The following is a 24,098-nucleotide window of genomic DNA, read 5'->3' as shown; positions in this document are numbered from 1 at the left end:
TAATGAGAACAGTACAACTACAACGCGACTCGTCTGGTTCATGGCACTATTTAAGTGAATCCATAACACTTAATAATCCGCTGGTGCTTATTCTAGGAAATCGTTTTCTTCTAGAAAAAGAAGGCGTTTTTGAGGAAGTAAGAGACTTATTTCCTTCAGGGCATCTTGTTTTTGGATCTTCTAGTGGTGAGATTGTAGCTGGAGCAGTAAATGATGAACATATCACCATAACTGCCATAGAATTTGAAAAGTCTTCCTTTGAGATTCAAACATTTAATATACATGAAGTAGGAGATGATAGTGAGAAGGCGGGATCTACGATAATTAAGAAGTTAACTGCAGAAGGCCTTAAGCATGTATTTGTGTTATCTGAAGGAAGTTTTGTAAATGGATCTGCGCTCACCAAGGGAATGCAAGGAGCATTGCCTAATGTTTTAATTACTGGCGGACTGTGTGGAGATGATGCACGTTTTGAAAAAACACTTGCTTCTTATAATGAGGCGCCAAAGGAAGGCGAGATTGTAGTCATAGGTTTTTATGGAGAAACTTTTGAAGCGTCATTTTCTATTTATGGTGGGTGGACACCCTTTGGACCAGAAAGGCTAATTACAAAATCTGATGGTAATATCTTATACGAGATAGATGGTAAACCAGCATTAGATTTATACAAAACCTACCTAGGCGATAAAGCAAAAGATTTACCAGGCTCTGCGCTTATTTATCCGCTCAATGTAAAAAGTGCAGAAAATGACCAGTCATTTGTGCGTACTATTTTAAATATAGATGAAGAGAAAAACGCGATGATTCTAGCAGGAGATGTGCCAGAGCAATCTAAGGTACAACTTATGATGACAAATATGGATAGCATCGCTTCGGCATCAGAAACCGCAGCATTGAGGGCTATGGAGGGAAGGAATAATCCGCCACAATTAGCATTGCTTATAAGTTGTATAGGACGTAAATTAGTATTAGATCAACGTATAGAAGAAGAAGTTGAGGAGGTAATGAGTGTGATAGGTGATGATGTAGTGATAAGTGGGATGTACTCTTACGGAGAGATTGCCCCTTTTTACGGAGAACGTAGTTGTAAATTGCACAACCAGACCATGACAATTACCTTAATAAGCGAGTAAATGAATCCACTGTTAAAAAGACAAATACGTAAATATCTTCCTGACGATCTTAAAGAGCGTGAGGATATGCAGGTCTTTTTTAATGCGGTGGCAGCATCGTATGATAATCTTGACGATCAATTCAAGATGAACCAGCGAGCTATGCAAATAAGCTCAGATGAGTTATATGAGGCAAATAAGCAGCTTAGAGAAGAATCAGAACGCCAGCAAGGTTTATTAATACGTTTACAGTCTGTAATAAATGCTGTACAACCTTTTGGTGAAGAAGATGGAGACATAGATATTGGAGAAACAAATCTAGCCGAATATATAAGCCAGCAGGCAGAGCAACTTATCCTAGTAAATAGGGATCAAGAATTACTTGTAAAAGAGCTTGCATTACAAAACCAAGAGCTCAATGATTATGCACACATTGTATCTCATGACCTCAAGTCACCACTGCGCAGTATTGAGGCATTAGTAAGCTGGCTTAAAGAAGATTATGGAGATGCTATAGGCGAGGAGGGAAAAACACAAATAGGGCTTATAGTAACCCATTTAGAAAAAATGGATGCCCTTATTACAGGAATCTTAAATTACTCTTCTATTGATAAGGAAGTTCGTACAGAGCGAAAAATAGATTTAAATATTCTTGTAAAAGAGACTGTAGATCTCATGCATCTACCAGAACATATTACTATTAATGTACATAAGCTGCCCACTATTCTAGCAGATCGTTTTAAAATTCAGCAGTTGTTTCAAAACTTGATAGGTAATGCTGTGAGTAGTATTGATAAGCCTAAGGGAGTTGTAGAAGTAATTGCACGAAATCTTGATGACGTTTTCCAGTTTGAAATAAAGGATAATGGAAAAGGAATTAATCAGGCATACTTCCATAAGATTTTTCAAGTCTTTCAAAAGCTAGAAAATGATTCTGAAAGCACGGGAATAGGCTTATCTATCGTTAAGAAAATTGTCCATTTTTATGATGGTAAGATTTGGTTAGATAGCACCGAAGGTGTAGGGACCACATTTTATTTTACACTACCTCAAACTACATAATATGGAACAGCCTAATCTTAATTATATAAAGGAACTTTCAGGTGGAGACGCAGGTTTTGAAAAAAAACTTATAGGCGTTGTACAAACAGAATTACCTCAAGAAATCGCCGAGTATGAAGGTAATATGAATGATTCCGCTTTCGCGAAAGCGGCCGAAAACGTACATAAGATAAAGCACAAATTAGGAATCGTAGGATTAGAAAAAGGGTACGAACTGGCCATTGCCTATGAAGATGAACTTAAGGAAGGAAAGTCTACCTTGAAAGAAGAATTTGATAGCATTCTAACCGCTGTAATCCATTTCATAAAAGATTTATAATCTGTAAATTGCATAATAAATCACAAAATATCTAAATGTTGAACTGTATAATTGTAGATGATGAAACTGCGGCACGTACTATCGTATCGCATTTATGTAGCCAGGTAGATGAACTCAATGTAATTGATGAGTTTCCTAATGCAATGCAGGCAATCAAGTTTTTAAATAAGAACGAGATTGACCTCATATTCTTAGACATACACATGCCAGATTTTACTGGTTTTGACTTTATAGATTCGCTCAAAAACCCGCCTAAAATTGTACTTACAACATCAGATCGCGACTTTGCGATAGAAGCTTTTGAGTATGATTGTATTGTAGATTATCTAGTAAAGCCTATAACGCTGCCTAGATTTCTCAAAGCCATGCAAAAAGTAGAGAACTTTAAATCTCCGGTTGCACAAAAAACTGCGTTGCCTCAAGAAGCAAAACAAGAAGAGGCTTCAGAAAAGGAGATGTATGTAAACATAGATAGGCGTCTCATAAAAATTGAGTTTGATAAAGTCTTTCTAGTAGAAGCAAAAGGTGACTACGTACTTATAAAAACCGAAGGAAAAAATTATACCGTACATTCTACACTTAAAAAAATAGGAGAAAAACTACCAGATAGTCTTTTCTTAAAAATACATCGCTCTTACATTATTAATATTAAGAAAATAGTTGATATTGAGGACAATAGTGTCCTGATAGCTAGAGATGTAATCCCAATAAGTCGATCTAACAGACCTGAACTTATGAAGCGTCTTAACTTGCTATAAAACGACAAATTCCATTCGTCTACAGTAAATTACCACTCAACGATACAAGTATCAGTGCGGTCGAATAAATTGAAAATCAGGGTATAAACTGCCTAATTTTGTTTCTATAATCACATCAATAGAAGCATTATGATTGCAAATTTCTACTCTCTTACAAGACAATTAATCGCACTAAGCTGCTTGTTGTATTTATTTACAGCCAGCGCACAAGATGTACCTTTTAATTGTGATTATAGTGCATATTTATTTCAATACAATGACGTGTACGCTATTGACCTTGCTTCTGGAAACTCTTTTCTAGCAGCAAAGGATATCACAGCAGGAAACATTAATGCAGCAGCATATAATCCAGCAGATGGGTACATCTGGGGATACTTATCAAGCCCTGCAAAATCTATTGTCAAAATAGGTAAGAACTTTGAGACTACTACTATCACTATAGATGCATTACCTTCTGGTAACAAGTATGTAGGTGACATAAGCGCTACAGGACAATATTATTTTAAAGCTGGTGGGAGCACATACTACACTGTAGACCTCGACCCAAATTCAGAAACATACACAGAGCTTACTGCAACTGCATCATTAACACAAAGTTTAAATATACACGACTGGGCTTTTAATGCTGTAGATAACCAATTATATGCAGTAGAGAAAGTAACAAACATATTATATAGAATTAACCCAGAAAATGGACAGGTGCAACCTTTAGGTATTGTGCCTATCTTATCAGGGCTTAATTACACTTATGGAGCCGTTTATTTTGATGCATCAGGACGTTTCTACGTATCTGCAAATCAAACAGGGACTATCTACGTGATACAGAGTGTTCAAGACCTTGATGGGATAGGAGTAATAGATTCAAATCTTTTTGCCTTTGGGCCATCTAGTGCAAGTAATGATGGCGCACGTTGCCCTACAGCACCAGTGTTACAAGAAATTTGTGATAACGGAATTGATGATGACGGTGACGGACTTATTGATTGTGAAGATCCATCATGTTCAGGATACGGGATGTGTGCGACTATTGACCCAGAAGCATCTACAGGAAATAAAGGAGGACTAGAAAGTAACAATAGACTGTCTAACGCCATTGCAAAACGTAATTTTAATCGTGCAAAGGAGAGTTATGAGTTTAACAAAGACCTTGCACCACTAGTAGATAAGAAAGAAACCTATGCCGTAAGAACTGCACAGGCCTTTACGCTAGCAGATCTTATCCCACTAGAGGAGATTGATGAAGATTATGTAGTAGAGTCTACACCTACAGATCTTGTAGCTATCACAAATGCAACAGATGTATATGCTGTAGATTATATAAAAGGAGAGCTCTCAACCGCATCTATACTTGCACTTAAGACAGAAAATGGCGTGTATGAGCACACTAAGTATATCTGTGATCGTTTATTAGGAGCAGAGCTTATCTCTGTCTCTACCATAGCAATTAATGATCAACAATTTATTAAGTCCCTCATTAAAAATATAGATGGGAGTGTAGAATTTGTTTTAAGCCTTTCGGCGAAAATGGTAAACAACGAGACTGAGTTTGCTGTAGAAAGCCACTGGAATCTTGATAGCTATGAAGATGATGTAACATTTTACAACTTCCAAATATGGGCAAACTCGATAGATGATTTACACAAACTAGGACAACAAGTTTTGAATCTTCTAGAAGTACAGAAGGCAGTAACTTCATATAATACCTCGACACCACCTACCGTATTTGTAAAAAAAGGAAACTATAACAACGGAGCTTTACAACTAGAAATCATCAATACAAACGCAACCGAAAGTGTAACTTTTGACGCAGGAATAAGAGCAACAGAAACAAGCGAGATTGTAACGACGACATCTAGCATCTCACTTGGCGAAAATTACATCACACAAGTAACCATAGATACTGGATACTTATTTGACATAGGCTTTAGAATAGGCGACGGGATTAATACTCCAGATGATTTATTCTTATCTGACGGGCCATGGGGAGTAGATGCATCTCAAGAAGGGACAGAAGTAGTATCCTATGAGATTTCAGAAAATGAAGAAATATACGGGGATGACACCTATGCTATAGAACGCAACCTGTCACTCACTGCAACTACAAACAGTTATGTTGCGTCATATAGAGCACTTACAGCACGTTTTCAAGCAGTAGATGTAAGCATGTTTAATGCATTACAAATGACAGCAAAGGGAACAGGAAACTTAGAAATCACTTTTGTAAAGGAAAGTATAGAAATCTGGGAAGATCAGTATAAAGCAACAATAGTACTTACAGACAACTATCAAGATTTTGATATCTCATTTGAGAACTTTACAAGTCCGTCGGGAACACCGTTGTTGCTTAATGATCTAGTAACGGTAGTATTTACCATGGTCTCTCAAGATGGAACGATGGTTACAAAGGAAATGGATGTTAATGATATACAATTTGCAAACTCAGAAGTACTCTCAACCGAAGAAAATATAGTGGTAGCAGATGCATTAATAAATTACCCTAATCCATTTATATCGCAGACCACAATACGCTTACCACAATCAAGTGCAACAGTACAAATCACAGTAGTAGATATGCTAGGACGCATAGTAGATGTACAAGATATAACAACAAATAACGGAGGCCTAACAGCAGCCTATAACGCTCCAAATTTACAAACAGGTATCTACACTTATAAAATAATAGATAGTGCCTCACAGCAACACAGTGGCAAGTTTGTCATAAAAAGATAAGTAGTTTTTTGATTTGATTTGATTGATGTTTAGCCATCACCGGGGACGGTGGTGGCTTTTTTTGTGGGGTGGGGTAAAATGTACTTATGAGCGATAATACTACATTGCTTAGTTCGCTTTCGCGAAAGCATACCTCAAGTATGAGAAATAAAACAATTTCATCGCAGTAATAACTAAGCTCTCAAATAAGCTATTACCTTCAGAGAAGTAGTAAGATCAAATGGCGAAAATTATAGGTTAAGATTAGCTTAGAAGTGCTTACTGAGGGGAGTTGAGCTAGGCTTGTGTTTTAATTGAGTTGTTTGTTTTATGGGGATATTCATTGTAGTTTAGGTTGATTATCTAATGCTTCTTTCACTACTTGAGCAACACTGTCTTTCGTAATTCCTTTGTCATTACAGTATTTACTTTCAAGCCATATTTCCAGTAATTTAGCACCTTTACTAGCATTACAAGACATACAACAAAGTGCAATATTATCAACTCCATTGATTCTTATATCATTAACTATATGTTCCCAAGATTGTTTTGTTTTTCTGGATTTGTCGTCTTCCGTAAACGTTACTCCGCAATAAACACAAGATTTATCTCTTGATAACACTAAGTTTTCTACTTCAATCGGAATTCCCCATTTATTTGCCATATTAATTAATCATAAAGACTAGTTATTAAGTTATTCCATTTTTTAGAAGCAAATAATATTCTTCTATTTGTTAAAACATTAGATATTCTTTGAGCTAAAAGTCCTCCATAAACCATAAGTTCTTGAATGTTCATACTACTTTGAATGTGCTGATTACATCTTGCAGAGTAAAGACCAATATTTTCTATCGAACTACTTTTTTCAGGCATTTGATTTTGTGATAGTAAATGTCCCCATTCATATTTTATATAATCAATATTCCAGTCCGAAGGTCTATTCCAACAAAGAGGTAATTCAGTTCCTTCCACGTGAAAAAATGGTCTGTGCTCTTGAGCCTCAAAAAGTAGAATTACTATTTCTCTTAAAATCTCTCTTTTCTGTTTGTCGAATCTAACATTTGAAAAATCATTCCTAATATGGTTAATTATTGATTTAACTAATCGTTCAGATTCTAAATCCGTTTCATATGCTTGAGGATTCTTATTAATAATTCTTCGGTGTTCCATTAGTTTCATCTGTCAAATTATACTTAACAACCTACAACATAAAGCCAGTGCAGCTCTCTTTATCAATCGAGATTGCAGTCGTGTTAGTTTGATTTAAATATACAATGATTATTGCAGTTCTATGCTTCTTAAAACTAACAGTATACTAACTCTATGAAGAAGTATAATCTGTATGTTATAACAAAAAAAAACGCCCAGCTGGGCGTTTTTTTTTGTTAAATAGCATCTTAAAGATTACATCTTTATAATTCCTTTTTCAAGCACTTGCCATCTCAGTTTTAAGCCTACTTCCATGAATTCAAATCCTGCTGCGGTTGCAGAGGCGATGTTACTGTACTTTCCATAAGCACCCACTTGAAAACGGTTAGATATTGCATATTGTAGTCTAGCTTCTAAGCGAAATAGCGTGGTAGCCTCATCTTCTTCTACTACTTGTAAACCTCCAGCAGCGTTTGCTGCATAGCTCCACTTTCCTGCTTGTCCTGTAAGATCTAGAAACAACTCAACTGCTTGGTATTTTGATGGGCTAAAATATAAGGTAGGTACTTGATCCTTAAAACCTACATACTGGTAATTGATACCACCTTTAAGCGTTGGGTTTTTTGTAAAGTTGTAGTATAAAGAAGTAAATAGTAAGTTACGAGAGTTGCCATCCGTTTGCTGCGTGTGCATAAGACCAGAATACCAACCTAAATTAATGTTTGTTCCCATATTGTAATTAAGGGAGTAGTTATTCATAAATATCTTTTCGTCTAGTAGCGCTGCGTTAAAATCTTGTAACGTTCTGCTATATCCTATCTCTAAATATTGTAGTGGTAGTGGTCTTGATTTTATAAAAACAGATCCATTTACATCGGTGTATTCATTTTCGCTTGCATTTGCTTTTACAAACCCTAGCGTACCTTCTAACCACGTATTATTAATCACTCTATAGTGAGCACCTATAGATGCATCTGTATTATATGCCATCGTATTTGTAGTCATATTTTCAGTAGTTCTATAGTTATATGAGAACACTGTTTTAAATCTACTTGTAAATGGTAGGGTTGCCGTCATTCCAGCAGAGTAAGCTTGGTTATCGCCATTATCAGAAGTGTAGGCAGCTCGTGTTTCAATCACTGGAGCAAGGCTACTTTCTATTGTTTTCATTAACCCAGTAGCATCTTTCTGATTAGGGTAGAAGGTTAAGGTATTTTTCGCGAAAGCGTAAGCCTCATCTAGATTCCCCTGTGCGCGGTATGCATTTGCAATCCCTAGGTTTCCGTCAAAAGAGGCACTGTCCTTCTCGAGGATACCGTTATACACCTCGATACTCTTCTTGAAAGTCCCAGTGTACATCCCTAGCGTAGCTTTGAGTGCAGCGACGCGCTGGTTTGTTGGGAATGTCACTTTTAGATCGGCAATGGCAGTTCTTGCCGTGGCGTATTTTCCGTTCCAGATAAGTGCCTGGATATAGCGCTCGTTTGCGGTAATGATTTTTGTAGTGTCCGCTTTCGCGAAAGCGATACTCTCCTGCGCTAGTGATAAAGCAAGTTTGTCGTCCTTCTGTAAGTGAGCAACTAATGACTTTCCTACCTGAGAAGTTAAGGTATCTGAAAGTTGGCTATACATCGTGTTTGCATTCTCATAATCCTTCTTTGCGATATACGTATTTGCAAGCGCGCTTATGATTTGCTCATCGTTAGGCATATCCTCAAGAGCACTTTTAAGCAATTGTATAGCAGCATCATATTGAAAAGCAGTCGTAAGTTGGTTTGCTTTACCCAAACGCATAAACTTTTTTGACACGGCAGCATTTGCATTACCAGGTTGTACCGTAAGTGCTTTGTTTACATAAGTGATTGCAGCGTCATATTCCTTAAGGTTAGAAAGCGTGTTTGCATAACCGAGTAGGGCAGAGAAGCTTGTACTGTCTTTGGCAACGAGGGTTTCATAAAAGTCCTTTGCAGCGCCAAAATCGCTATCCCATAAAAGAGATTCGGCATAGTTTAAGCCAACTTCAAAATCTGTTGGGTAATCTGCTTTTAGTGTTGTAAATAATAATCTAGCTTCTGCGCTATCACCGCTCAGGCCTAAAGCACGACCGTAACAGAGTCTTGCTGTCTTATTATCTGGATAGTCATTAAGTACTTCTCCAAAAAAAACTTTTGCCTCCTCATATTTTCCAGTTTCTAATAAAGTGAAACCTGCAGACATATCTTGAGCGTATGTTGTTGCACTTAAAAGGAAGACGATAATTAATGTTGCTATTCTCATTACGTTTGTTTTACAGTTGCAAGTTATGGTCATGTATCAAGATTTCAATCTGAAGATAATTGCAACTCATCGACACTTATTGTCGACTGGTGGAGGTTAAGATCTGGTAAAGGGTAGTTTTGAGTTTATAGGTAATAAAAATATTCAATATTTAGCCAAGAACCATCTAATTTTTAGGCTTTTATGTTGCGTTGTAAATAGATAGGTGAAAATAGGGTAGTGATGAGTTTTAGGTAGATGTTGCACACATTTTTCAAATGTGGCTTGCTCTCAATCTAAGATTTGAATTATTCCTACTGTTGCTAACATCTCCTCAAATGTGCCTTCCTCTCCTTCTAAGGTTTGATAAATTCTTACTGTTGCGAACATCTCCCCAAACCCCTCTTCGAAGAGGGGCTTTCTATTTTTTAACTCCTCCTCTTCGAAGAGGAGGCTGGGAGGAGATGTTTTGAGTTCGAGTGAGAAAAACAACAACTAAGTCAATTACAAACATTCCTCTATTCTATCTTCAATAGCAATAATAACGGCATCTATATCTTTAAACACTTCCTCATTTGTAAATCTTAAGAAGTGTACACCTTTCTCCTCTAGACGACCTTGACGAAGTCCGTCTTCTATGATTTGGTTTTCATGAATGCTTCCATCTAATTCAATAGCAAGACCTATTTCATGACAATAGAAATCGACGATGTAATCTAATAACGGCACTTGTCTATGAAATTCTGCTCCGGTTGCCTTTCTTCTGATTTTATCCCAAAGAGTTAACTCTGCTAGCGTCATATTCTTTCTCAGTTCCTGAGCTCGCTCTTTTAAGTCTCTACGGTATGGAATCAATCTTCGCATTAGTTTTTGTTGTAAATATATGTAAATCAATAAAATAGATATTTTTTTAAATATATTAGGTTGCTAATATCTCCCCAAATGTGCCTTCCTCTCCTTCATACTTCAGTCGTCGGAGGCAGGTTCAAAGAGGGGCTTCATTTTTTTTACTCCTCCTCTTCGAAGAGGAGGCTGGGTGGAGATGTTTTGCGTTCGAGTAAGAAAATCGTTGCTACATCTCCCCAAATGTGCCTTCCTCTCATTCCTAAAGTCATTCGTCGGAGGCAAGTTCCAAGAGGGGCTTTCTATTTTTTTACTCCTCCTCTTTCTTGCATCCAACGAGGGAGGAACGACCGAGAGGAATGCACAGAGGCTGGGTGGAGATGTTTTTTGCGTGCGAGTAAGAAACAGAGAAGTTGAAAATTAAATATTTCACACCCTAAAAATCTATAAACCCTCTCCTTATATAGTAACAAGTTAACCTTTCGCGAAAGCGATATAACCCTAAAACATACTTTAAAGAAGAAATCCTACCACTCGTCTACAGTAAAAATGTGCTCATCGAAATTTCAACCGAAAGCCTCTTAATTGCTTGCATCTTTGTACCAGAATCAAACAACAAACTATTATGGGACTTACAGTAATAAACAACAAAAGCACATTAAGAATAGTGCACAACGCAAGAACGATGTCAGCAGGAGCTACATTAAATGTAGTGCATAGAAAGGTTGATAAGCCAGTTATCCAACTAATGACTTATTAATCATCAATCATGATCGCAATCCAACAAAAAATCAAAAAAGCACTTTCACCAGAGCAAATATTTATGCTCAGTGCCTTTGTAGTAAATGGAGGGAATTACCTCTATAACTTAGGCTTAGGTAGAGTACTAGGACCTGGAGCTTTTGCAGATGCTGCTATATTAATTACATTACTTCTAGTATTATCTTTTGTAGCGATGACTTTCCAACTCGCAGTTGCAAAGTTTACTACAGAGTTTGACGCATCAAAACAAGAAGCTTTTGTAAAAAAAGCTTATAAGCAGGCGACGACTTTTGGAATTATACTTGGAGCGATGATTGTAGTTTTTGCAACATCATTGCAATCGCTTTTTCAAACGGCATCTCCTATAATGTTTACCATTTTTGGTTTAGCAGTTCCACTATATTTTGTGATGAGTGTAAATCGTGGAAACCTTCAAGGACGCAAATCTTTTATTGAACTCTCTGTCACGTATCAGCTAGAGATGGTATGTAGACTTGCTCTTACTTTTGCATTCTTACTGTTTTTCAATATAGAATCCTCTGTAGCAGTATCTACAGCAATAGCAATTTCTTTTATAGCTGGAGTGTTTCCTTTTAAGAAACTCACTTCAAAAAAAGCAATAGAGACAGCACTTACCTCAAAAGAGAGTAAGGCCGTAACTCAGTTTTTTGTACTCACAGCATGTTACGAGCTTACTCAGATCATTTGTAATAATAGTGACATATTGCTAGTCAAGCATTTTTTCCCATCGTATGATGCAGGATTGTATGCCTCACTAGCTCTTATAGGTCGCGTTGTATATTTCGTAACTTGGATGTTTGTAATGTTATTACTTCCTACCGTAGTAACCATGCGTAAAGAGGGTAAAAACTCTGTTCCAGTACTTATGAAGTATGTAGGTTACATCACAGCCCTTGCAAGTGCGATTGTATTATTCACTTTTCTATTCCCATCATTTGCCGTTCAGGTCCTCTTTGGAGATCAATATATGGCAATTGCTCCCTTACTTGGTTGGTATGCTCTTGCCACATCTTTTTTTGCTCTATCTAATATTTTTGCCTACTACTATTTATCCCTAGATCATTATAAGCCTATTGTAATTGCGGCCATTTTTGGAGTGTTACAAATAGTGTTAATCATATTATTCCACGATTCGTTATTTGATGTTGTGTTAGCCCAAGTTGCAGCGATGGGTGGTTTACTTATCGCACAACTACTTTACTTCTGGAAAATGCAAGTAAAGTAAAATATACCCCCAGATTGTAGTTTGCCCTCTTATAGAAGCTATTGCTTTGATAAGAGGGTTTTGTTTTAGCAATACTTTATAAAACTGCTATTGCCATGCAAGCGTCGTCCTTTTAATATGTTCTACATTGATAGAAAATAGTTTTGATAGCATTCTTAAGTGCTGTAATATAGTCTGTTGAGCTATATACATGATAAACCGCCTATTTTCAAAAATCGTTTATCGAAGGTCAAATACCATTCGTCTACACTAATGGTCGAGTAAACGTTTTTGGTCCGCTTTCGCGAAAGCAAAGCCGCATATTTGTACTATCAAAAAAACATAACTACTTAAAAATAAATATCATGGCTTTAGAAATCAACAACATTTACGGAGTAACTTGTATCAAAGGAAAAGTATCTAGCACACACGTTCAAGAAGTAAAAGGATACTTCAAAGCATTACTTACAATACAAGATAATGTAATCATCAACCTATGTGAAGTGAAAAAGGGAACTAAGAAGCTAGTAAGTGTTTTAGAAAACTTACAAGCTGAAATTTCAGAAGAAAAATCACTTAAGTTTTTTAGCTATCCAGAGCCAGCAGTAAAAGAATTATATGCACAGCTAAATAGTGAAGCCAACTATTACCAGGCAGCAGCATAAAAAAAGAATACTACTACAACAACATCAAATCTATATATCATGAAATTAGCAATCGTAACGGCCTATCCACCGAGCAAAGTAACTTTAAACGAATATGCATATCACTTAGTTAAGCACTTTCGTCAAAACCAAGAAGTAACAGAACTTGTACTTCTTACAGATGTAACTCCAGAACAAGCAGATATCACTTTTGAAGAAGATGGATGTGCAATCACCGTAAAGCAGTGCTGGAAATTTAACAGCTTATCTAATGTACTATCTATTGCAAAGGCAGTAAGAACTACAAAGCCAGATGCAGTACTTTATAACCTACAGTTTATGAAGTTTGGAGATAAGAAAGTAGCAGCGGCTCTAGGACTGTTTTCTCCTTGGGTTTCTAAGTTAATGGGAGTAAAAACAACGGTGTTACTTCACAATATTATGGAAACTGTAGATCTTGATAGCGCAGGATTTACATCTAATAAACTTAAAATTAAAGCCTATAACTTTATTGGAGAGATGCTTACTCGTGTAGTTCTTAAAGCAGATACTGTAGCACTTACCATCAGTAAGTATGTAACTATCCTAGAAGAAAAATATAACGCAAAAAATTGCGTACTCATCCCTCATGGAACTTTTGAAATTCCATTAGAACCTTCTTACCAAGCTGCTCCGGGTCCTCTTAAGATAATGACTTTTGGAAAATTTGGAACTTATAAAAAAGTAGAAATACTTATAGAAGCTGTACAAAAGGTAAGAGAAAACACAGGACGTGATCTTGAAATCGTAATTGCGGGAACAGATAGCCCTAACACACCAGGATATCTAGCCGAAGTACAAGAGAGATATAAGCATGTTCCTAATCTTACTTTTACAGGTTATGTAGAAGAAGAAGATGTACCAGTGATATTCTCAGAGAGTGCGATGGTAGTTTTTCCATACACATCTACTACTGGAAGTTCTGGAGTATTGCACCAAGCAGGAAGCTATGGTAAAGCAGTAGTAATGCCAGATCTAGGAGATTTGAGCATCTTAGTAAAAGAAGAAGGATATAGAGGTGAGTTCTTTAATCCAGAAAGTATGCACAGTCTTGCATCTGGTATAGAAAACCTAGTAATGAATGAAACGTACAGAACAGAAATAGCAAAAGCTAACTACAAAGCAGCAACAGCATTACCTATGAGCCGTATCGCTCAGATGTATCTAGATGTTTTTGCTGGAAGAAGTACTACTAATAACGAAGTAATATTGAAGGTAGCATAATTACCGGTTCTTAATAATCAAATAGGCATCGTCTTTCACCCCAAGTGTATTCACAATTCCAAAAAAAGCCTGTTTGTTCTTTCGCCACGGTAATCTACCAGCCACTTCAGTCGGTATGTCCCTAAAGTCGTAAAGTGTCCAAGAGAGATAGTGTAAGCTATCTCTTTTCTGGGTTATATAAAACTCCTTAAAATATGCGGCTTGATCGTCCTCATTAGGTCCTAGAGGATTCCATAATCCGTGATAAGCTGCAAGACCAAATTCTTGCAGAACCACAGGCTTAGTAGTGGCATCTGTAAGTACTTTGTGAGCTGCTGCAAGATCCTCAAGGTCTTTGTAATAATGATAAGAGACAATATCTACTTGCTTTTCAAGATGTAGCGCAGCCTCTGGTGAAGACCACCCTATAGTTACTGGATGCGTATTATCTATAGTCTTGAGATAATCTATCGTTTGACTCAGCCACGATAATACTTCCCGCTCCCCACGACTTTCAAAATCGAGGTTAGGTTCATTTTTAATATCCCAACCTAATAATGCAGGATGGTCTTTTATATGCGTCACGATACTATACAGATGAGCATTTGTAATAGTCCAGTCTTGTATGCGATAATCTCCATAAAAGTCAAAAAGTGTGACTACAACCTTAAGTTTTGCTTTTTCTGCTTCGTCTAGAAGTGAGGTGAGTTTCTCAAGCTTTTCTTTAGGAACACGTGCTTTTCCAAAATCTTCAAAACCTACAAAGACTCTTATGGAATTAAGTTTAAGATCATTAATAATTTTAAAATCTGTAGCGAGTGTGTCCTTACTAAATGTAGGGCCAAAGGTGTCCCAAGGACTTCCTTGTGGGTAATAATTCATACCTTCCAGCATAGCAAGATCTAGAGGGATAGTTTCATTTTTAATTTCGACAGGATGTGAGGCTACTTTTTCAAAATGACGTACCCTCCAGAAGCCATCTTCTAGCAGCAATATAATTTTATAGTCATTATTAAAAGCTCGTTGTACGAGAAATTGTTCATTTTTAAAAACACGCTCTACACCAGTCACATTGCGATCTGTGAGCACTACTAGAGTACCATCTGCACTATAAAATTCTACAGAGAGGTGATGTGTAAGCGTTGTGCTTTCTATATAGGTTTTTGTTTCATTATTAAGAGCTAGTAAGTCAAGAACTTTCCCTCGAGCGCGTTCTGTATAATGGTCAAAAATCCCTGCATCTTCTCCGGTGTAAAAAGCCCTATTTTTTACATACCAAGCATCTAGATAGTCTTCTTCTATACTCGCTAGATTTGCTTCTTCCATAGGTCGTCCAGGGTTTTCAATAGATTCCCAAGTAACTTCTGGCACATAATGACGGTCTTTTGTTTCATCCAGATGGAGCATTTTACTTCTATCTGCACCCGTGTTTAAAAAAGCAATCACCTGACTGATGCCATAGAGCACACCTGCATTTATGAGAATAAATCCAGCCAAAATTAAAATACGATATAGCGTCTTATTACTTTTCAATCTATTAATATTTGGGCGTTGCTTTCTAGTCCTAAACAACGTACTACAACGTCATACGTTCCAGTAGGATAATCTTCTTCTTTTAGATAAAAGGTAGCCTCACCATTTTTCGTTTGTCCGTTGCGGGTTTCTTTTCCTATGGTGACAGATACGTCAATTCCGTTTTGCACTAATTGTCCTAAGTAGCTTGTAAGCGGTCCTACAATCAAGTTTCTTTCTGTTATTGTTGGAGTAGGGATAGAGGTAATGATGGATTCAAATTGCTGTATTATGGAGTTGCTTTGTGCAATACCTGTCACGGCTGCTCTTACATTCCACGTGGTAGGAGATTGTGGGTGTAACGCTTTCGCGAAAGCGTACCCATTAACCGTACTCGCTTTATTCTGCCAGTGGGCACCTGTAGCATCTGTCATATAAAAAGTAACGAGCGTTCCATCTGTCATCACATTGCCATGCTCATCGCGTATTTGTGTACTCTGAAAGCTGATGATCTCGTTGCCATCTGCATAGTTATGATTACTATTTGCTTCTATCTGAAAATTTTGAGCAACATCTGGAAACACATCTGCTACGAGTTCTTTTGACGAGATATTTTCTAGCGTACTTCCTGTGCTTACTCTTCCTGTGCGTAGTGGAGAAGAAATGCGTTTCCACACAAAACCAGAGTTTATAGGATGCTTAGTTGTTGTAATAGCCGATTTAAATTGTGACTTAAGTGCTACCTGAGTATTGTCTGGAAGGGTGTTATCTAGTGTGTCTGTCGGGATACTAACCAGCATGGTGTAGTCGCGCACATTTGCAACAATACTGCGCGGACCAAGATATGTCTCAATAGTGCCTAGTTGGTTTGTGTCTGGTAATAAGGTGAACTGACCTTCTTGAGTGATGTTCTCAGTACTATAAAGGCTATAATTCACGACACCGCTTCGTTTAGTAAAACTAGGCGGGATGTAAAACTGTGCTGTATTATCTAGTAATTCTGGTTTAATAACGATGGTCGCGTAGGTACTTGATAGAATTAGATAAACAGTTTGCTCGTCGAGCGCGATGCCTGTTCTAATTGGTATATACAATCCCTTATCTGTAACTGTTTGATCACCTATATCTTCTAATGTTATTGCAGTATGTTGCACTGTTTTTACTGCAGCTTTATCTGAACATGAACAGAACACCGTGAGCAGCAATAGTGCAACGATAGCAAAGGATGATATGTGTGTGCTACGCTTTATCATTTTGGGTTACCTACATAATTGTTAGTGGTAATTGTAATATATGCATACGGCATATTTTTGATAGGTATAAATGATTGCTCACTTCCAGATGCATTTCTTTGTGGCACCACCTTATCAGATATACTCTGGTTGGGTAGTCCGTTTACAGAAGCTGTTTTTAATCCAGAGGCTACTTCTGTAGGTAAGATATCTGAGTATAATAGCTCAGAAAATGGTCTTTTACGTTGCTGGCGCACACTCTCAACTATATACCTACTTTCTACCCATAGTAGCTCCTTATCTTTGTTATAGTAGCCTATAAGCAGTTGTGGTATAGTCGCTTCTTCTATACTTGTATTAAAGAGGAAACCATTAAATGTATTCTCTTCTTGCTGCACCTTAGAAAGATCTACTGCTTGATATAAATCTGTGGTAGCAACATTTGCGCTCACTTGTACTTCAAAATTTACAGGGATATCTGTAAGATCAACGTCTGTAAAAGCATCTGGTTCATAGGTAGCCGGTTTTTCTTCTGTGGCAGAAGCCCATGCAATACCTTCAAAATTGATACGGTAAAGTGTAGTCTCCTTAGGTAACAATTTATGTTTAACTACATCCTTAGCATTAAATCTGGCTAATTCTTCATTATTCTCATTGTATATTGCTCCCGTCACAGAAATATCTGCAGGGATATTATCTACATTTTGAATTTCTCCTACGATAGCATAGGTTGTATCTAGTTGCACCAGTCTTGCAGAGAGCACCTCTACAACTGGTTGCTTGAGTACATCTTCATGAAAAGTTTGCTCTGATGTTACAGCCCGTTTTCCGTGGTTATAAAATCTAGTTCCGCTCTGTATGAGAAGCTGCTCAGGCGGTATATCTGGATCTACAGTTTTAGGAACGATATACCATTTGCTTCTCTTTTTAAGCAGTTGTAACTCGTCGTGAGTTTCAATTTCTTTAAGTGGTGTAATCCACGTAGCATCTACAATTCCTAAAGCAGTGGTATCTGTTTTTGGGATAATGTCTATGTATAGACTATCCAACTTCGCATATGAACTTAATAAACCATCTGAGACAGAAATTTCTAACATAAATTGAGATAGTTTCTTGTCACTATCTGGATCTAGATAAGAATGTGCTCGCTCAAATTCTTTAAAATCTACCGCATCATAATATGCCGTTACCACATTGTTAGCCGAAAGTTGGGTGGTGTTTTTTACATAAAATAAATATCCGCCAAAGGCAATCACAATTAGTAAGATAATAGTCCACACCACAGATGCCCGATACAATAGCGACGGTGCACGCTTGTAAACTGGAGCAAAGGCAAAGTATAATGGCAGCTCTTTTTTTCTTTTAAAGGAGCGCGTCCAGAGCGAACCCAAATGAAGTAAAAAAGCAATGATCACTGTGGTAAATGGTATAATTCCCCACATGAGCTTTAAAACTAGCGGAGCATCTTCTCGAGGCAATACACTTGGCAAAGGAGCGATGCCTGCTTTTTCCCACACCATAATACCATTTTCTAGTAAGCTTAATCTATGCCAACCAGCAAAATAGAGTAGAGGATCATAAAACTTGTCGTTTGAAAAAACATACTTCAAATGGTATTTTTCTGGTACCGTAAGAAACTGCTGGAGTGAGCCTATACCTTCTATACCTCTATATTTTGAGTTTTCGAGACGCTCCACCGCTCTTGTGGTAAGCTCTGGTAATCTTCTAGCAGAGTGATAATCACCATCTACCGTAGTAGCCTTAGTTTGTGCAGAGAGCCACGCCATTTGGTCTCCAAAACCTAGAGGTAAATATCTCCATTTATAATGCTCATCTTCATTTAAGAAGTTTACAATAGGAGTCATTTTTATAGCATCTGGCTGACTCGGTCTAAACTTCCCTAAGGTTATCGTGAATATGGCGATAAAGATGAATAAAAGTGATAAGAATGCTCCAGACGCTCTATGCACTAGTGTTCCCCATTTTTCTTGCAAGTAGTCTTTATAGTCACCTTCTACAAAGCGATAACAGAACTCTCCAAAAACGGGCAGCGCCATAATAGATGCCCATAATGTAAAACGATCTAAGGTTAATATATTAAAAGCGTTTTCTCCCAGCATTGCTAGAGGTACCGGAGTTGTTCCGCCGGTTCCTAAAATCAATAACAAGGTAAATGATATCCCAAAAAAGAGTAGTCTCTTACTGTAATACCTATAGAAAAAGTAAGGAAGTAAGAACATTAAAAACCCCCAAGGAATCACAAAGAATACTAAACCAGAGGAGAGCACTTCAAGAAAATTATCTCTAGATCCATGCGGAATAGGTACCTGTGTGATGGGATTATTTTTCGTGTTTACCCAATATGGAAAAATGCAACCTACGATAAGTACAAGCGAGCAAGCTCCAAATATAACGATGCGCCTTAAGTGAGTCCATACCGCTTTCGCGAAAGCGATAACAGTAACCTCCTTTGTACTATTCACCTTTTCTCTTGCAGCATCCATAACCACCATACCTAATAAGGGAAATATAAAAAAGACCATCCCAAATATAGGTGTAACGTGATGTGAAGTAACAGTAACCGAAAGTAATGCAAGAGCTTTAAATAGGTGTCGTTTGCGTGCTGTCTTTACCCATAGATAGATTTCGGGAAGACAGTGCATTAATACGGAGATACCTATAATACTAGGTAGTTGCCCAAAAATGTGAAGCGTTTCTACAAAGGACGAACTAAAAACGGCCATTAAAGCAGCATATCCTGCAACTTTTTTATTAGGTATTAAGACTTCGGTAAAGCGATAGACACCAGTAATAAATAGTACAACGCCTGTAAGTGCAACCGTAAACATCCCAAATTTAAGGCCGCCTATATAAGACAAGGCACCAATGGTTTGATGTACCAGTGGCGGATAGCCCATAACGGTAAAGCCGGTATACCAACTATAACTCCACGGCTCAAACCAGCTCGTTGCATAATGATTTGCAAAAAACAAATGTATAAGCGCGTCATATGTGCGCTCTACAGTAAAGAACATAGCCGTCCCGTGGAAAATCATTCCAAGGAGCACGGCGCTTACTAAGTATTTGTTTGTTTTTGACTGCATTGTTTGGGAGTGAAAAGATACCCTTTTTAATATTCTGAATCAAAGATAGTTCTTTCGATAAATGGTTTAACCTTCGACGAGTGGTAACCGTCTATAGTAAGCCGTTAGCCGTCGAAAACACTGGCTGTCAACGAGAAAAGCGAGGTATGTTTGTACTGTAAAACAATAACAACACACAAAAACACACATTATGAAAACTGGAATAATCATCCCTTGCTACAACGAAGAAAAGAGACTTAACACAAACGCATTTGTGTCATTCATTAAAGAAAACAGCGATTATCATTTATGTTTTGTAAATGACGGAAGTAAAGATAAAACGCTAGAGGTACTTTATAGTATGAAAGAACAAGCGCCTAATTCAATAAGCATTGTAGATGTTAAAAAGAACTCTGGTAAAGCAACCGCTGTAAGAGCAGGAGCTAGATTCTTATATAGCAAGTCTACTATCTCTACGATAGGATTTATGGATGCAGACCTCTCAACAGACTTCAGAGATTTTAAGGACCTCGTTAAAACTCTGAAGACTGAGGGAAAGCTCGTAGTATTCGGTTCTAGAAACGCTTTAGGAAGCGGTACGATAGAACGTAACTTTATGAGAAACATGTTTTCAAAATTTGTGAAGCAGTTTATCTTATTAATCTTAGGATTACCTATAAGAGACACGCAGTGTGGAGCAAAAGTATTTACAAGAAGTATCGTACCTGTAGTATATGACAATGCTTTTACTAGCAGATGGTTATTTGATGTTGAGATCTTCTTACGTCTTAAGAGCTACCTAGGAAAAGATAACACAATGAACAACATCTTTGAGCAGCCACTTATGAGATGGGTACATGTTGATGATTCTAAGTTAGGAATGAAAGACGCTTTACAAATCCCAATGAATCTTACACAAATCTGGATGAACTATGCTTTTCAAAGCAATACAGCAGCCAGTGCTATCCCTACAGAATTTGCATTAGACACTATGTCTCAAGAATTTTCTATAGCAGCATAACAATTACTGTTTCCTAGTCCCCATAAAACATCATTTATCCACATCAAATCTACTATTATGAACATCTATCCAATAAAATTTGAGCCTATTCTTCAAGAAAAAATCTGGGGCGGATCTAAACTAAAATCAGTACTTAACAAGAAATGTACTAGCGATACGACCGGTGAGAGCTGGGAAATATCTGGAGTAGAAGGAAATATATCACAGGTAGCAAATGGATTATACGAAGGAGAATCACTAGTTTCTCTTTTAGAAAACCACACAAGCGAGTTTGTAGGAGCTGCAAATTATGAACGATTTGGAAATGAGTTTCCGTTGCTTATAAAGTTTTTAGATGCAAAAACTAATCTTTCTGTTCAAGTACACCCAGATGATGAGATGGCACAAAGGGATCATAACTCATACGGTAAAACCGAAATGTGGTACATCATGGATCACGAAGAAGAAGCAGAGATCATATTAGGCCTTAAAGATAAAAACGCAAATACAGAAATCTTACGTGATGTAACAGGAGATAACGTATATGATGTATTTAATAAAGAAAAAGTAACAAGAGGTGATGCATATTTTATCCCAGCAGGAAAGATTCATGCTATAGGAGCAGGAGTACTCGCAGCAGAGATACAGCAAACTTCAGATATCACGTATAGAGTATATGACTGGGATCGCAAAGATAAAGAAGGTCAAAAAAGAGATTTGCATCTTGATCAATCTGTTGCCGCAACAAGAGAATTTTATGAGGAGTGTAAAAAAGAATGCCATACAGATGGTAATACTTCGTCAAATGTGGTTGCTTGCGATTACTTTACAACCAACGTGTTACGAGTTAATAAAGCCTATGAAAAGTCTTATGCAAATCTAGATTCTTTTGTAATACTTATGTGTGTAGAGGGTTGTGCCTCTGTAACCGTAAATAATAAGACAGAAATTGTATTTAAAGGTGAGACCGTTTTACTTCCAGCAAATACTAAAGAAGCTTTTTTCTTTGCAAAAGATGCTCAATTTCTAGAAGTATATATTGATTAATGAATTATTTCTGTACGTAAATCCCTTAGTAAATCTAGGATGTACGTTGTTGTTATTGTTACTTCTATAAGATTAAGCAATACTAAGGTTATGTATAGATTATATAATAAATCCTCATTGTCATTTGACGATGAGGATTTTTTGCATGATGAAGGTTTATAAGAATAGTTCTAAGTTATTATGTGAAACAGTACTACTTGTGGTAGTCACGCTTTTGCGAAAGCGTACTTTTTATAGATATAGTGCTCCGTTTTCATTAAACTGTTATACAACCCAACCTTTCAAATAGCTAACTGCAACAACTCAAGTGGTAAATCTACCCCTTGATCTCTGATGGTGTTGATTCTATGTAGATATGCCGCACCTTCTAATAAATGAGTAGCAACATCTGCTACTTTTCTATTTTTGGCATCGCTTAAGTATGAATCTTTTGTCCACTCATTAAAAGCACCCATAGCTGGGCCACACCATATTTGATAATCCATTACTCTATCTGGAGTTCCTGCATTTGCCCAGTTGGAAGACAGGCCTAGATACCAACGGAAAATCAAGGCCATTTTACGTTTTGGATTTCCTTGTGCTTTTTCTATTTGTTCTGGATCTCTTTCTTCAAAGAAGCTCACACAACCATCCCAAACTTGTTCTAGTGACATTTTAAAAGTTTTAGTCTCCAGTTTAAGTCGTTCTTCTGCTGGGATATCATCAATCCCGTCACAGCGCGTGTAGACCTCATAAAGTTTTTTTGCTCTCGCACCAAACAAGGTTCCACGTTTCAACACTTGTAATTCTACACCAAGTTCAAACATATCTGACGCTGGTGCCATCGTAACATCTGTCGAGGCAACCTTAGAAAGTAATTCTTTTACAACATCAGAAGTTCCAGACTCTACACAGGCCTGATTAATGGATCCAGTTACTACATAAGCAGCTCCCATAGAAAAAGCAGCTAGGGCAGAGGCTGGAGTCCCTATTCCTCCTGCGGCGCCCACTCTAATTTGTTTTTTGTAATTGTAGGTTGCCTGAATTTCATCTCGCAGTTGTAAGATGATAGGAAACAACACTACCAGAGGACGATTATCTGTATGCCCACCAGAGTCTGCTTCTACCGTAATATCATCTGCCATAGGTACTTTCTGAGCAAGGTCATATTGTTCTTGCGTTATACTTCCAGCAGCCAATAACTTTTCTAAAAATTGAAGCGGAGCTGGAGACATAAAACGTTGTGCGACTTCTTTTCTAGAAACCTTAGCTATTACTTTATTGCCAATCACAATTTCGCCTTGAGCGTCAAGACTCAACCCTACCGCTCTATACTTTACAATTTGCTCAGATAAGTTCATATAAGCCGAAGCTTCTACCACCTTTACACCGTGTTCTATATATAAATTTACAGCGCCTTCTTCTAGTGCCTTTTCAATAGGACTGTGTATAAGGTTACACGCATAAGCTTGCGTAGGTAAGGCGTTCTGGATGGTTGCAATGGCTTCCTTAACACGAGCAGGAATCATCCCTGCAGCACCAAAAGAACCTATCATCTCGTTCTTTCCTAAAGCGATTACCATATCTGTAGAGGCAATACCGTTAGCCATAGCGCCTCCTTTATAAGCGTATTTTAACTGGTAATCTTCTTTAAACGAAGTGTCCCCAAAATCGGCAGCAGTAAATGCGGGTACGATGGCTTTTAAAAATAAACCTTTCCCTTCAGACTGAATAGTTCCCGTATTTGTTACCCCTGTACGACCAGATAAATCCTCAACAATATAACAAGGAGTGGCAGTGTTTTTTAATTTTTCAGACATTCCTTGGATGTCAAATGAAATCTCTCTCGGAGATCCTATCCATTTTAAGTCAATCATTTCTTATTTTTTTATTTCAGCACTTATGTAAAATCTTAGATTTTTGACGCGCTGTATTGTTTTATAAATTAATCATCTAATAAGCCTTCCCCAACCCTAAAGGGTGGCTTATTCTTCATCTTTGATTTTTGCTCTCTTTAGGGCAGGGGAAAATAAAAATCATCGAATAAGCTTTCCCCAACCCTAAAGGGTAACTTATTCATCATCTTTAATTTTTGCTCCCTTCATGGCTGGGAAACAAAAATTGGTTCAATATTCTAATTTTTTACGCTTTCGCGAAAGCGTAC

Annotated in this window: 19 protein-coding genes; 11 read left to right on the top strand and 8 right to left on the bottom strand. The window is 37.4% G+C overall.

The window, feature by feature from the left end; genetic code table 11:
• The first annotated feature begins 2 nt into the window (after positions 1-2).
• The 5 genes from JM84_RS11265 to JM84_RS11245 all read left to right on the top strand — a co-directional run bounded on the left by JM84_RS11265 (position 3) and on the right by JM84_RS11245 (position 5,981).
• The gene (locus JM84_RS11265; RefSeq protein WP_144784308.1) at positions 3-1,133 is read left to right on the top strand and encodes an FIST signal transduction protein; all 1,131 of its coding nucleotides are present in this window, start codon (positions 3-5) and stop codon (positions 1,131-1,133) included.
• On the top strand, positions 1,134-2,174 hold the full coding sequence (locus JM84_RS11260) for a sensor histidine kinase (protein ID WP_013751866.1): 1,041 nt from the start codon (positions 1,134-1,136) through the stop codon (positions 2,172-2,174).
• A gap of 1 nt (position 2,175) precedes the next feature.
• Positions 2,176-2,493, top strand: a complete 318-nt coding sequence (locus JM84_RS11255; RefSeq protein WP_013751867.1) for an Hpt domain-containing protein — start codon at positions 2,176-2,178, stop codon at positions 2,491-2,493.
• 38 nt (positions 2,494-2,531) lie between these two features.
• Positions 2,532-3,251 (top strand): LytR/AlgR family response regulator transcription factor, encoded by a 720-nt coding sequence (locus JM84_RS11250; protein WP_041295911.1) that lies wholly within the window; start codon positions 2,532-2,534, stop codon positions 3,249-3,251.
• A gap of 129 nt (positions 3,252-3,380) precedes the next feature.
• A complete protein-coding gene (locus JM84_RS11245; protein ID WP_013751869.1) occupies positions 3,381-5,981 on the top strand; it encodes a DUF6923 family protein in 2,601 nt (866 codons plus the stop codon).
• 319 nt (positions 5,982-6,300) lie between these two features.
• Here JM84_RS11245 and JM84_RS11240 read toward each other — a convergent pair whose 3' ends face one another.
• The 4 genes from JM84_RS11240 to JM84_RS11225 form a co-directional block, all read right to left on the bottom strand.
• A complete protein-coding gene (locus tag JM84_RS11240; protein ID WP_013751870.1) occupies positions 6,301-6,624 on the bottom strand; it encodes a hypothetical protein in 324 nt (107 codons plus the stop codon).
• 5 nt (positions 6,625-6,629) lie between these two features.
• Positions 6,630-7,130 (bottom strand): hypothetical protein, encoded by a 501-nt coding sequence (locus JM84_RS11235; RefSeq protein WP_013751871.1) that lies wholly within the window; start codon positions 7,128-7,130, stop codon positions 6,630-6,632.
• 234 nt (positions 7,131-7,364) lie between these two features.
• Positions 7,365-9,386, bottom strand: a complete 2,022-nt coding sequence (locus JM84_RS11230) for a tetratricopeptide repeat protein (protein ID WP_013751872.1) — start codon at positions 9,384-9,386, stop codon at positions 7,365-7,367.
• Positions 9,387-9,869: 483 nt separating this feature from the next.
• Positions 9,870-10,229 carry an endonuclease domain-containing protein gene (locus tag JM84_RS11225; protein ID WP_013751873.1) on the bottom strand — a complete coding sequence of 120 codons (360 nt, stop codon included), beginning with the start codon at positions 10,227-10,229 and terminating at the stop codon, positions 9,870-9,872.
• A gap of 604 nt (positions 10,230-10,833) precedes the next feature.
• On the opposite strand from JM84_RS11225, the gene JM84_RS15485 reads away from it, so the two are divergent.
• From JM84_RS15485 to JM84_RS11210, 4 genes are all read left to right on the top strand, one after another.
• Complete coding sequence (locus JM84_RS15485) at positions 10,834-10,968, top strand: hypothetical protein (protein WP_013751874.1); 135 nt, start codon at positions 10,834-10,836, stop codon at positions 10,966-10,968.
• A gap of 9 nt (positions 10,969-10,977) precedes the next feature.
• Positions 10,978-12,216, top strand: a complete 1,239-nt coding sequence (locus JM84_RS11220; RefSeq protein ID WP_013751875.1) for an oligosaccharide flippase family protein — start codon at positions 10,978-10,980, stop codon at positions 12,214-12,216.
• Between the two features lie 344 nt (positions 12,217-12,560).
• Positions 12,561-12,860 (top strand): hypothetical protein, encoded by a 300-nt coding sequence (locus JM84_RS11215; protein WP_013751876.1) that lies wholly within the window; start codon positions 12,561-12,563, stop codon positions 12,858-12,860.
• Positions 12,861-12,899: 39 nt separating this feature from the next.
• Positions 12,900-14,102 (top strand): glycosyltransferase, encoded by a 1,203-nt coding sequence (locus JM84_RS11210; RefSeq protein ID WP_013751877.1) that lies wholly within the window; start codon positions 12,900-12,902, stop codon positions 14,100-14,102.
• On the opposite strand, the gene JM84_RS11205 is transcribed toward JM84_RS11210, so the two are convergent.
• The 3 genes from JM84_RS11205 to JM84_RS11195 are packed head-to-tail and all read right to left on the bottom strand — an operon-like array spanning position 14,103 to position 19,929.
• Entirely contained in the window at positions 14,103-15,614 is a 1,512-nt protein-coding gene (locus JM84_RS11205; RefSeq protein WP_013751878.1) for a glycoside hydrolase family 2 TIM barrel-domain containing protein, read from the bottom strand.
• A complete protein-coding gene (locus JM84_RS11200; RefSeq protein WP_013751879.1) occupies positions 15,611-16,846 on the bottom strand; it encodes a hypothetical protein in 1,236 nt (411 codons plus the stop codon). The genes JM84_RS11205 and JM84_RS11200 overlap by 4 nt, the downstream gene beginning before the upstream one ends.
• A complete protein-coding gene (locus JM84_RS11195; protein ID WP_144784306.1) occupies positions 16,843-19,929 on the bottom strand; it encodes a hypothetical protein in 3,087 nt (1,028 codons plus the stop codon). Before JM84_RS11195 ends, JM84_RS11200 begins: the two co-directional genes overlap by 4 nt.
• A 190-nt stretch (positions 19,930-20,119) precedes the next feature.
• On the opposite strand from JM84_RS11195, the gene JM84_RS11190 reads away from it, so the two are divergent.
• Positions 20,120-20,929, top strand: a complete 810-nt coding sequence (locus JM84_RS11190; protein WP_144784304.1) for a dolichyl-phosphate beta-glucosyltransferase — start codon at positions 20,120-20,122, stop codon at positions 20,927-20,929.
• 57 nt (positions 20,930-20,986) lie between these two features.
• On the top strand, positions 20,987-21,955 hold the full coding sequence (locus JM84_RS11185) for a type I phosphomannose isomerase catalytic subunit (RefSeq protein ID WP_144784302.1): 969 nt from the start codon (positions 20,987-20,989) through the stop codon (positions 21,953-21,955).
• A 281-nt stretch (positions 21,956-22,236) separates the two neighbouring features.
• On the opposite strand, the gene JM84_RS11180 is transcribed toward JM84_RS11185, so the two are convergent.
• Complete coding sequence (locus JM84_RS11180) at positions 22,237-23,811, bottom strand: PfaD family polyunsaturated fatty acid/polyketide biosynthesis protein (protein ID WP_144784300.1); 1,575 nt, start codon at positions 23,809-23,811, stop codon at positions 22,237-22,239.
• Positions 23,812-24,098 lie beyond the last annotated feature (287 nt).

It is taken from the genome of Dokdonia sp. Hel_I_63 (assembly GCF_007827285.1).
GTDB lineage: Bacteria > Bacteroidota > Bacteroidia > Flavobacteriales > Flavobacteriaceae > Dokdonia.
Note: the sequence above shows the minus strand (reverse complement) of the source record. Positions and strands in the feature narration are given on the sequence as shown.